Raw genomic sequence first — 10,527 nt, 5'->3', positions numbered from 1 at the left:
GAGGATCTCCACGATTTTGTTTTCTAAGCAAAAACTTTGATCGTGCCTCAGGCTCTTAGTTCCCTTCTTTTCTTCCTTTCTTAAACGAAGTTCAGGTTAAGAAAAAGGACACAGGCGACCAGACGCAGAAAGTAGAATCACAGAAACAGCGAGTGGAAAAAGGCGATAAATCATGGTGGAAGTATGGCATAACCGAATCGGAGTCAGCATTCAATGCTGCGATGGAGGAAGGTTATGAATTAGCCGATAAATTAACTGGTGGGAAACTAAAAGAACTTAATAAATGGCTATCTGGAGGCTTCCAATGATTGCCGAAATAACAATATCCCCTATCCCCAACCAGACGACCTCATTTTCTATTGGCACAGATTTAATTGAATTAACACTGGAAACCCGGTTAGGAAATATATTCGCCACGGTAAAACAGAATAGTGAATATCTGGTGTGTAACCGCATTTGTCGAAATTTGACATACATATGTAGATGGCTGGTATTTTTGGATATTGAGGGTAACTCTGACCCTCAATATTCCGGCCTCGGTTCCCATTATAAATTGGTATGGAATGATGGAATTTAACAGAAAAGCAATCAGAATCACCCTCACTCTCTCAGGCAAAGACGAATCATTCACCTCCAGCAATCAAAATAAACTTTCTGCAACCGGACTTAGGATCAGCGCTGAAATTAACTATGGCAATGGTGCCATTACGCCTCATGCTCGCATTAAGGCTTATGGGTTACCAATGGAGACAATGGAGAAACTATTGCGTATTAAGTGGAACGATATCGAGGCACTGCGCAATAACGTGACAATAGAGGCAGGTGAGGAAGGCGAAGAGTTATCACAAGTTTTTCGGGGTGGCATCACCTTTGCTTATCCCGACTTTGGCGATGTACCTAATGTTGCACTGGTGATTGAATCTCAAACTGCCGTACTGGATAAAATGCTGGGTGTTGATGCAGAGAGCTACGAAGGCGAGCAAGATGTTGTAAATATCATGGGTAACATCTGTAAACGCATGGATATTCATTTGAATCTAATGGCGTTAGCGTCACAATATCGGACCCGTATCTGCACGGTACTGAAATCGACAAAATCTATCAACTGGCTCATTCCGCCAATTTGGATTTGTATATTGAGGATAAAAACGTTGCTATCGCTCACAAAGACCATCCAAGACGAACATTAAAAATACCAGTTATCTCACCTGAGACTGGATTAATTGGCTATCCGGTTCCGACGATGATTGGTGCCCAATTCAAATGTTTCTATGACCCGCTGGTGAGATTTGGTGGTGCCGACAGTCAGATACGAATATGTAACGGTGACTGGCTGATCTACGGTATCAGGACAATATTAGAAACCGAACAGGATTCCGCGCAATGGTTTATGGAAGTTTCAGCCAGCCGGAGAGGGGATAACTATGCCGCCATCAAAAAGTGAACGGGTATCATTATATGATCCACAGGTAACTATTGGTGGAGCGATGACCCAAGAGGCCATCATCTGGTCGCTCATCGGTAAAATAGGTACGGTGACGATATGCAGGATGCAGTTAATCTGAATATCGCGACCGATGCCGAAAAATCCGCATTAACCGTCTGGCGTAAATACCGGGTGCTGCTCAGTCGGGTGGATTGCTCTACCGCACCGGATATCGCATGGCCGGCACAGCCGAAGTAATTATAGGGCCGCGTGCCCCTTACCCGCCTAGACGTCCGTGTCCAGATGCCGGCAGAGTCGGTGTGGAATCAGCAACAACGAAAACCAACAGAACAACTGAAATAATAAAAGGGGCATTGAGCCCCTGAAAGTTATTTTCGTGCATATTAATCATGCCATTTGAAGTGGAAGCGGAAGGTTTGACCACGAGTTTTCAGTATTTTGCCGATCTTGCCGGCATTTTCGCCAATATACTGGGGGCTATTATATTCAGAGTCTTTTGTGCGATAGCCCAGAGGGTATTCCACATCATTCACTGTGACCGTCAGTTTTTTGTTTGTCACTGCTTTCAAAGATTCTTGGTGATCAAGTGATGCAGGGCCAAAATCAATATTGACATGATTTGGCTTAAACTCAGAGAAATAGTCCACCCAAGTCAGATTTGAAACCGGGTAATCTCCCAAACTATTTTCAATCATGACTAATTTGTCAGCACGCATACTCCATTGTTCATATCCATCGATTCTGTTCCAGATATAGGGAGTTACATCTAAAACCAGTGTATACTCAGTATCCTCTGAAGTCACAGGGAACTGAGTCACCATCGCCCAGTCATGGGCTTCAATATCCATGAAGGAAGCGCTCCAGGGAACAAAGTTACCTGATGCCGTATGAAGTTCTGTATAGGCCAAATAATTAAAACGGGTGCCAATTTCAACGCCAGCCAGCGCATGGTAATCGCCCTCGTTAACAATGTGACCCACAAATCCGGGATTGCGCAGTAAGTACACATCCTGATTGGCCCATTCCTTTCTACTGACGCGTTTGCCGGCTTGTAGTTGCAATAATGCCCATGCGTAAGATCCCTCTTTGGCTGCTAATTCACTCATTTTTTACCTTTATATGTTTTGTTGTATATTGAAAAGACAGCAACAGAATAACGCCCGGACTTTCTGATGAAAATCGATCCGGATTGTAGGAGCAAGGAGACACCCAGGAATAAAATCATTGCCGGTAAAGCTTGTTTCCTGCCTGCTTCCCCACTTGTATCCCCTCCCACACAACCCCCATCAATTCACCCAACCATAAGCATTCGTTACTATATTGGGGCTGTCTAATAACTAATTATCTATAAATACAAGGAAATAGTATGTCTGACGTTATTAATCCAGAACACGAATGCCCATTTGACCCAAAACACTATCAATGTGATTGCTTTATTGCTCCGGTGGGTTCCTTCTCCTGGGCGTTGATTCAATTAAAACTCCGCAAGCGCGTTACCCGTTCCGTTTGGGTGAATTGCCAAGGAAATAATGAAATGTATTTGGCTATCACTCCACGTGTCAATAATTTAGCCGTAGAAGAAGGCAGCGCTTACGCGGTTGATGGTGTGGCGGTTGGCACTCAGTACGACTATTTGACGCATATCGATCTGCGCAATGAGCATGGTAACTTTGTGCCGTGGCAACCGACGCAGGAAGATATGATGGCGTGTGATTGGGGGTTTGTGGAGGAAGAAAAGAAAGAAGAGTCAGTGAAGCCTGAGACTGAGTCTAAACCCGAACCTACTCTAGAGCCAACGCCTGAACTTAAACCAGAGACTCCGAAGTATAATTTAGTCTTTGATGCAACAAGCAAGGAGGCGGGAATAAATGGCAATCTTCGAAGGGTAGATAAACCAATTATTATTGAAAATAATCTAACAACAAATGGTAGTCTCTACTGTGTTTATTGGTTCACTTCTCAATATGGTACTTCGGCCGCCAATCAACTCGAATTACAGTTTGAGGCTGTAATTGGTTTACAAGCTTATGTTCCAGATTTGAGAAATAAGACTCTGATAATTACAGTAGATGATAAAAAGTATAATCTTGGAACTCTAACAGAAGTAGGGACTGATTCAAGAGGCCATGAGGTGCATATTCACTATCGAGATGGTGACACGAAAGAAATTGGTAAGCTGTTAGAACAGGAAGGAAAAACATATCGCTTCCATTGCGAATGGTATGATTAACTTCTTAAGGCTACGCACCGCGTGGCCTTCCTCCAACCCCTTGATTTCTCTAATATCTGGTTCTGTGCCGGAAATAAGCAAAATCAGCAAATTACGTAAATAGGATAATTATCCTCTTTTAACTCATTGATTTAATTATATTACCTTCCTGAGCGGGAATTAGGCAAAATCAACAGGTTAGAAAAAGATGGGATTTCTCACCTTTAACTTCTGCTCAATATTTAATCCCTCCGTTTCAAACGGAGGCAGTGAAAATTAACTATAGGGATTCCTTGAGTTTAAGGAGTCTCCGATTTCAGAGGCTCCTCCTTGTCGGTAGGTTAAAACAGCCCTGTACGTTTAATATACCAACTTGTAGTCGAGGTCCTCACTTTGGCTCAGTTCCAATCGGACAAATTTTTGGCTAATCGCGCCAATTGGGATTTAAAAGTCCATCTAAGTGAGAATTTCCACTTTGGTTTTTATACGTATAGGTGAGGGTGTGAGAAATTTTTCGCATAACTTTTGCTCATGTGGGATTTTCACAACTGAAAAATTTTTTGCAGTTGATGCTTTTGTACATGCGGGATTTTCCCGTATGTAACTGAATAGCTGACGACGAATTTCGTCGGTAATGGGCTATCTGGCTTCCTCCAAAGTGAGGACCTCAAAAGAATCAATGAGTTAATCAACTATAGAGGAAATCCCTATAGTTGCCGCAAGGTGTGGTATCCCATCTTGGGTATGGTAATTTCCACCATACCTTTTATTTGTGCAGGTATCCCATAGGTTAAAGGGCAATTTCTGCCCTATAGAGATAGTGGCTATTTTGTGTTGCGCTGTTAAGGGGATGGTGATTTAATAGGCTAAAAATTAATAACCCCAAAAGTAACACGCGAAATTAATACATTGATTTGTATGGTTTTATTCGCCTTGTTCACACATATCACAATTGATACAGCGTTTGGTAATTAGTAATGCCATTTCAACCTCTTACATAAATTAAATCTTCAATAAAAAGACTTAATTTTCGCTCTGATTTATTGTTCTAAATCATTCCTTGTTATTTCATACAATGTATTTGCAAAGAAGAGCTTCTTGCAAAAAAAAAAGTATTTTACAAAGAAAATTATCTGGAACATATGTTAGCACATATGGGATTTTCACTCATAGTTTAGAAAACGATCCAGTTCATTGGTCATGATATATACTTAATTATATTTTATGTTCTTTAGAGTAAAAACATGATTGAATACATCGTAAAACATGGTAATGATATCGTGAAAGTCTTGGGATCTATTGGGACTTTTATTAGTATTATCCTGTCTGTATTAAAGAAACTCTATGCAGATGTCAGTATTTTTAGAGAGAGAAGGGCAATAAAGTACATTAAGTATCTAAACGAGTATAATGCTTATTTGGATGAACCAAGTAAAAAATATATTAAATACGAAATTGCATCTGAAATAATGTTTGATGTCACGAAGATAAAATCTGATAAATTTAGGAATATATTTATCAAGTTAAAACAAGATGGATTGAGTTCAGAGTGTATAGGTAGCCTCAAGAAACTAAGATCATTTACTGTTTTAAATTCTGGTGTAGTTCAGGTCAATATTGGTTATTTTTATTATGTTACTTATTGGTTTGAGAAGGTGTTTTCAATGTATTTCTTCATATTGGCATTTACTGTGTTGGTTGTGTTTTTATTAAATTTAGATGTGGTAAATAATAGGTTAGGGAGTGTTTTTGATTTATTTTTTGTTATTTCTAGTATGATTTTATTCATGGGAATAGGTATCTATTTATTAGTATTGAGTCCGTCAAAATATCAAATAAAATGTTTAAATGAAGAATTATTTAAATGTAAAATTGATGATATTGCTTGATAGATTGGATTTGTTGATTTGCTATTGTATCTATACCCAATAGATTTTAAAGTGCGTCGCGGCGGCAAGGGAGTGAATCCCCCAGGAGCATAGATAACTATGTGGCCGGAGTGAGTGAGCACAGCCAACAAAGAGGCAACTTGAAAGACGAAGGATATAGACTTAAAGTCTGTTAGATAGTTATCTTAATACTGTGTCTCTGGAGTTGCTCTAATGAAAGCAAGCTATTTAACGGAAATTATATTACCCAACAATTATCACACGAAAGATTTTTTAGCCTTTCATCAAAGGGATGAAATGGGCATTTCTGAAATAGTACAAAAGAATCAAATAAAAAAAGGGATTATTTGGCTCGAAAAGCCGGCTCTTTTAACAATCTCAATTGAAAGAAACAGAGCAAAAATACAGCTTGATATTGATGATGATAAAGTGTGTTCTTCACAACATGAAGTGTTATCGACTTTAGCTTCACATATGCTTGGTTTGAAGCAACCAGTAGAATTGTTCGAATCAATATATCAAGAACATTCCGTTATTGGAAAGTTAGTTACCAGACAGGCGGGTCTACGAATTTACCAGTCTGCAACACCATTTGAAGCTCTTAGTTGGGCGATCATTGGGCAACAAATTAGTTTAAGTGCAGCAATTTCCATTAGACGGCGCTTTATTCAGGCAGTGGGCATCCCGCATTCTTCAGGATTACTGTGTCACCCAAACCATAAGCAGGTGATGCAATGTTCAGAGCATGATCTACGTCAGTGCGGTTTTTCTGTGGGTAAGGCCAATGCATTACTGAATGTTTGTCGACTCATTGAGTCTGGCGAATTGGAGCTAAATATGCCAGAGGGAGAAGGGGAAGTGAAGATATTGACGGATAGCTTGCTTGCTATTAAAGGCATTGGCATGTGGACAATTAATTATGCTCTGCTAAGGGGGTTAAATTATTTGGATGGTTCACTGCATGGCGATGTTGCCGTAAGGCGTAACCTTCAGTATCTGCTCAGTCAGGAGGACAAAGTTAGCACTGAACAAGCAGAAAAATGGCTGGCAGATTTCTCCCCTTGGAAGGCGTTGGTCGGGGCTCACTTATGGCGGCAACAATCCAGTAGTGGATATTGATAATCAAAGGATTTAATACCACTTCAACCCTTTATAAGGTGTTTTTTCTAAAGCCTCAAGACGGCTGGCAAGCGAGCCTGCATGGATTTCAAGTTGATGTCCATCAGGATCAAGCAGATATATGGATTCTCCTTCGCTGCGATTTTCTTTCCATTGTTGTATACCCGCAGATAGCAGTTTTTCCTTGAAAGCAGGAAAATTGTTCGCTGAAATGCTAAAAGCGATGTGGGTATAATCTCTTGCAGGTTTGGATTCACCGCAAGAAAGGCAAAGCCATAAGTCGCCAAGGCTTAGATAAGCACCATCTTGCCAGCGTACATGTGGTATAAATCCAAGCTGATTAATGTAGAAGTCCAGACTGTGTTCGAGGTTTGATGTTGTCAATGTCAGATGGTTAAGTCCTGTCAGCATAGGAAATTATCCTCTTGGAGAACTGAATGATTATTAAAAACTAAATATTCGCGCTGAATATTAGATATTGAGGAGTTAAAAAACATTATTCAATAAGCAATGTTTGTTTCTGTAATAGTCACTATAAATATCTCTATTTTTGAATGATAATATTATTTTTAAATAAGTAGCAAGGATGAATTTAAAAAATAAATTGTCATTGCGGATTTACATAATAAGTGAAACCTTTTTTCCTCTTTTTGCTAAGATAATATTTCCATTTATTGAGAGGTTTTGGTTATGTTATCTTTTTCACCTTTTGAAAATTTAGCTCAACAACTTTTACCGATGGCAATAGAAAATGATGATGGTGCTCATGATATTGCTCACCTTTATCGAGTATGGAGAAATGCCAAACAAATTTGTGAAGTGGAATCTGGCAACTTGCGATTAGTATTCACCGCTGTACTGTTGCACGATTGCGTAAATGTTGAAAAAAATTCCCCAAACCAACATCTTGCTTCGCGTATGGCAGCAGAAAAAGCAGCATTAATACTGAAAGATCTAAAATGGTGTGAGGTGGATATTAGCGCCGTCTGCCATGCCATTGAAGCACATAGTTTTTCAGCAGGATTAATCCCCAAAACATTGGAAGCGAAAATCGTGCAAGATGCGGATCGATTGGATTCCATTGGCATGGTGGGTGTTGGGCGTTGTTTTTACACTGCTGGGCGTATGGGTTCTTTATTGTATGATTTTCACGATCCTCTGGCAAAACAGCGCGAATACAATGATAAAATTTACACTATTGATCATTTCTATACCAAACTATTTAAAATTGAATCCGGATTTCAAACTGCATCAGGTAGAAAAATGGCGAGTGAAAGGACAGAGCGAATGAAATTGTTCCTTGATGCTTTTCTTGATGAGATTCAGGCTGAACCAGCAAATTGAAATAACCGAACAATATGAGTATGACCCGTTCTATCTTTTGTTTTTCAAGTCGCAGCTTTGTTGGCAGCGCTACAACTCGAAATCCATTGAGTATAATAAGTGGAATTTTCATAAGTAAGAGAATGTGCAGTGACAGAAATATATACAGTGACTGAAAATTATAGTGATGAATATTGGATGCGTCGGGCAATGGATTTGGCAATGCAAGCACAAGCAAAAGGTGAGATCCCTGTAGGTTCTGTATTAGTAGCAGATAATAAGGTTATTGCTGAAGGTTTTAACCATCCAATCACAGATCATGATCCTACTGCTCATGCAGAAATCATTGCGTTACGGCGGGGGGGAATTCAATTGCAGAATTATCGTCTGCTGAATACGACACTATATGTCACTTTGGAACCTTGTGTCATGTGTGCAGGAGCGATGATACACAGTCGGATACAGCGGTTGGTTTATGGTGCCAGCGATATGAAAACGGGAGCTGCGGGATCATTGGTTGATATATTGCGTCACCCGGGCATGAATCATCAAATTGAAATTACCGCTGGTATTCTGGCGGAAGAGTGCTCCGCTATGTTGAGTTCTTTTTTTAAGCAACGTAGGGAGCAGCATAAGGCATTGAAAAAGTTGAAATCCCAAAAGCAGGAAATGCCGTAATTAATTGACAGCTACCGTTTTATATCAGTCTTGTTTATAAGATTAGCTATAATTTAGTTTTTTTCAGGTTGTGCCGGAGTTCTATTTTCCGGCGCTTTTTCGTGAGATTCAACATTAGTGTTTTTTGCTTTATTACTGTCCTTGTTATTGTCTTCTATATTATTACTTTCAGTTTTATCCATGTCGGTTTTAGCGTTTTCGGTTTAGGGATAGCTGGTTATAGATGCATCCTTTGGTGCTTCATTTTTCTCTGCTTTTTCGCGTCTGGCTTTTGCACTGAGGTATCCTTCCAGACTTGCGTAATGACGTTTAATGTTTTCAACATATAAATAAGCTTCATGACCACGAGCATAGCCATTTGCTGTATTCGGGTAGTATTTTTTATTGCTGAGCAGCAAAAGACGGGTTTTAACATCGACCCAGCTATTTGGGTTACCTTTTTGTTCAATAGTTAATTTACGAGCATCAAGAACGTGCCCATATCCTATGTTGTAAGCTGCGAGGGCAAACCAGATACGCTCACCTTCAGGAATGGATTTTGGCATACGTTCTATCAGATGGTTCAGATAAGCAACTCCGCCTCTTACACTCTCTTCTGGATCTAGCCTATCGGTAACCCCTGCCCATTTTGCTGTCGGGCGAGTGAGCATCATCAGACCACGAACGCCGGTGGGTGAAATAGCCAATGGATCCCAATGCGATTCTTGCCACGCAATGGCGGCCACTAAATGCCAATCAAGTGCGCCAGCATATTTTTGAAAAATTGTCTGATATGTTGGCAAGCGTTGCTTAATGGCGCGAATCAATGAAATGGTATCTAAATAATTGAATGAACCGACATGGTTGAAATACTTTTCTTGTAGCTGAGCTATGGTATTTTTTTTAGCCAAGTCATTGAAAAAATCGAGCATAGCGGAGTGGAGACTATAATCGCCATTGCGTTTTAAATACCAAGTCAGAGGGCGCTCTTCATTGACATCAAAAGCAATTGCCAGATTGGGGTAAATACGCTGTTGCAAGGCTAAAATGATGGAATCGCTAATGGTATAATCAATTTTTCCCTCGGAGAGTTGTTCAAGCAATTGTTGCGTATTTTCATGTGACGTTTCTTCCCAGGTTAACTCAGGATAAGACTTCTCCTTCCACTTTTTCAGCTCGCTTACGTGGGCAGAACCTGCCGTGACGATAAATTTACCTTTTAAATCGCTAAATGAACGTGGGCGTGTAGTCCCCTTGCGATAAACCAGTTGTTGTTCGACCAAAATATATGCAGGGCCAGTTCGTGTTTGCTCCAGTCTATCTTTATTGTAGATAAGTCCGGCAGCCAAGAAATCGGCTTTATCATTTTCCAAATCGTCAAAAAGCTGGTTAATGCTGGAACGAAACTTGACGACAAGTTTAACACCCAGATAATCAGCAAACTGTTTGGCTAGCTCATAGTCGAATCCCGTTAATTCATTTTTACTATTAAGATAGATTAGAGGAGAGCTGATAGTACTGATTCTTAACTCTCCTCGTGCCTGAATTTTGTTTATCAGCCCCTGCTGTTTATTGGACCAATTGATATTTAGGCCAATAATAGCAGCTGAGAGGAGCGCAATGATGACGATAACAAAATAATTTATTTTTAATTTATTCAAATAGTTATCTCTTTCCAGAACGATTGGAAACCGCATGAGATGCAAAATGATAGCATGGTTAAATTTCCAGTAATCGGGAATTTTGCGCAACAAAACATGGATGTGCAACCTTATTAAATCAATTTTGGAATTTTAAAAAGTGCATTGTAGGGTTGAGAAATAACCACGCAAACGGTTTCGTCAGAAAGAACATTACTCTATAATGCCGGCAGTTTCCCCTGA

General features: G+C 39.9%; 16 protein-coding genes. 11 read left to right on the top strand and 5 right to left on the bottom strand.

Annotated features, from left to right (window positions below; genetic code table 11):
* Positions 1 to 152 precede the first annotated feature (152 nt).
* The 6 genes from Xvie_RS21735 to Xvie_RS18240 are packed head-to-tail and all read left to right on the top strand — an operon-like array spanning position 153 to position 1,684.
* Positions 153 to 308 (top strand): hypothetical protein, encoded by a 156-nt coding sequence (locus tag Xvie_RS21735; protein WP_167376313.1) that lies wholly within the window; start codon positions 153 to 155, stop codon positions 306 to 308.
* Positions 284 to 577, top strand: coding sequence for a phage baseplate plug family protein (locus tag Xvie_RS26715; RefSeq protein WP_479688390.1), 294 nt, complete (start codon positions 284 to 286; stop codon positions 575 to 577). Before Xvie_RS21735 ends, Xvie_RS26715 begins: the two co-directional genes overlap by 25 nt.
* Positions 564 to 1,190, top strand: coding sequence for a hypothetical protein (locus tag Xvie_RS18250; RefSeq protein ID WP_139838883.1), 627 nt, complete (start codon positions 564 to 566; stop codon positions 1,188 to 1,190). Before Xvie_RS26715 ends, Xvie_RS18250 begins: the two co-directional genes overlap by 14 nt.
* Positions 1,124 to 1,444, top strand: a complete 321-nt coding sequence (locus Xvie_RS25910) for a hypothetical protein (RefSeq protein ID WP_139838882.1) — start codon at positions 1,124 to 1,126, stop codon at positions 1,442 to 1,444. Before Xvie_RS18250 ends, Xvie_RS25910 begins: the two co-directional genes overlap by 67 nt.
* Positions 1,425 to 1,565 carry a hypothetical protein gene (locus tag Xvie_RS21725; RefSeq protein ID WP_167376312.1) on the top strand — a complete coding sequence of 47 codons (141 nt, stop codon included), beginning with the start codon at positions 1,425 to 1,427 and terminating at the stop codon, positions 1,563 to 1,565. The genes Xvie_RS25910 and Xvie_RS21725 overlap by 20 nt, the downstream gene beginning before the upstream one ends.
* The gene (locus Xvie_RS18240; RefSeq protein WP_086110589.1) at positions 1,544 to 1,684 is read left to right on the top strand and encodes a tail fiber assembly protein; all 141 of its coding nucleotides are present in this window, start codon (positions 1,544 to 1,546) and stop codon (positions 1,682 to 1,684) included. Before Xvie_RS21725 ends, Xvie_RS18240 begins: the two co-directional genes overlap by 22 nt.
* 19 nt (positions 1,685 to 1,703) lie before the next feature.
* Here Xvie_RS18240 and Xvie_RS24240 read toward each other — a convergent pair whose 3' ends face one another.
* Both Xvie_RS24240 and Xvie_RS18235 read right to left on the bottom strand, forming a co-directional pair.
* Positions 1,704 to 1,829, bottom strand: coding sequence for a hypothetical protein (locus Xvie_RS24240; protein ID WP_279625688.1), 126 nt, complete (start codon positions 1,827 to 1,829; stop codon positions 1,704 to 1,706).
* A gap of 1 nt (position 1,830) precedes the next feature.
* Positions 1,831 to 2,553, bottom strand: coding sequence for a Thoeris anti-defense Tad2 family protein (locus Xvie_RS18235; protein WP_086110588.1), 723 nt, complete (start codon positions 2,551 to 2,553; stop codon positions 1,831 to 1,833).
* 260 nt (positions 2,554 to 2,813) lie between these two features.
* Between Xvie_RS18235 and Xvie_RS18230 the strand changes: the two genes are divergently transcribed.
* The 3 genes from Xvie_RS18230 (at position 2,814) to Xvie_RS18220 (ending at position 6,664) form a co-directional block, all read left to right on the top strand.
* Positions 2,814 to 3,677 carry a DUF2829 domain-containing protein gene (locus tag Xvie_RS18230; protein ID WP_086110587.1) on the top strand — a complete coding sequence of 288 codons (864 nt, stop codon included), beginning with the start codon at positions 2,814 to 2,816 and terminating at the stop codon, positions 3,675 to 3,677.
* Between the two features lie 1,223 nt (positions 3,678 to 4,900).
* Complete coding sequence (locus tag Xvie_RS18225) at positions 4,901 to 5,545, top strand: hypothetical protein (RefSeq protein WP_086110586.1); 645 nt, start codon at positions 4,901 to 4,903, stop codon at positions 5,543 to 5,545.
* Between the two features lie 213 nt (positions 5,546 to 5,758).
* A complete protein-coding gene (locus Xvie_RS18220; protein ID WP_086110585.1) occupies positions 5,759 to 6,664 on the top strand; it encodes a DNA-3-methyladenine glycosylase family protein in 906 nt (301 codons plus the stop codon).
* Positions 6,665 to 6,676: 12 nt separating this feature from the next.
* Here Xvie_RS18220 and fos read toward each other — a convergent pair whose 3' ends face one another.
* Positions 6,677 to 7,075 carry a fosfomycin resistance glutathione transferase gene (fos, locus tag Xvie_RS18215; protein ID WP_086110584.1) on the bottom strand — a complete coding sequence of 133 codons (399 nt, stop codon included), beginning with the start codon at positions 7,073 to 7,075 and terminating at the stop codon, positions 6,677 to 6,679.
* A gap of 279 nt (positions 7,076 to 7,354) precedes the next feature.
* Here fos and Xvie_RS18210 point away from each other — a divergent pair, with 279 nt between their 5' ends.
* Both Xvie_RS18210 and tadA read left to right on the top strand, forming a co-directional pair.
* Complete coding sequence (locus Xvie_RS18210; RefSeq protein WP_086110583.1) at positions 7,355 to 8,008, top strand: HD domain-containing protein; 654 nt, start codon at positions 7,355 to 7,357, stop codon at positions 8,006 to 8,008.
* Positions 8,009 to 8,155: 147 nt separating this feature from the next.
* A complete protein-coding gene (gene tadA, locus Xvie_RS18205; protein ID WP_208612619.1) occupies positions 8,156 to 8,665 on the top strand; it encodes a tRNA adenosine(34) deaminase TadA in 510 nt (169 codons plus the stop codon).
* Positions 8,666 to 8,718: 53 nt separating this feature from the next.
* Here the strand turns inward: tadA and Xvie_RS24235 are convergent, their stop codons facing one another.
* On the bottom strand, positions 8,719 to 8,847 hold the full coding sequence (locus tag Xvie_RS24235) for a hypothetical protein (RefSeq protein WP_279625687.1): 129 nt from the start codon (positions 8,845 to 8,847) through the stop codon (positions 8,719 to 8,721).
* 21 nt (positions 8,848 to 8,868) lie between these two features.
* Positions 8,869 to 10,305 carry a membrane-bound lytic murein transglycosylase MltF gene (gene mltF, locus Xvie_RS18200; protein ID WP_086110595.1) on the bottom strand — a complete coding sequence of 479 codons (1,437 nt, stop codon included), beginning with the start codon at positions 10,303 to 10,305 and terminating at the stop codon, positions 8,869 to 8,871.
* Positions 10,306 to 10,527 lie beyond the last annotated feature (222 nt).

The organism is Xenorhabdus vietnamensis (assembly GCF_002127535.1).
Classification (GTDB): domain Bacteria; phylum Pseudomonadota; class Gammaproteobacteria; order Enterobacterales; family Enterobacteriaceae; genus Xenorhabdus; species Xenorhabdus vietnamensis.
The sequence above is the reverse complement of the archived record's forward strand: the minus strand, read 5'-3'. Positions and strand labels throughout refer to the sequence as shown.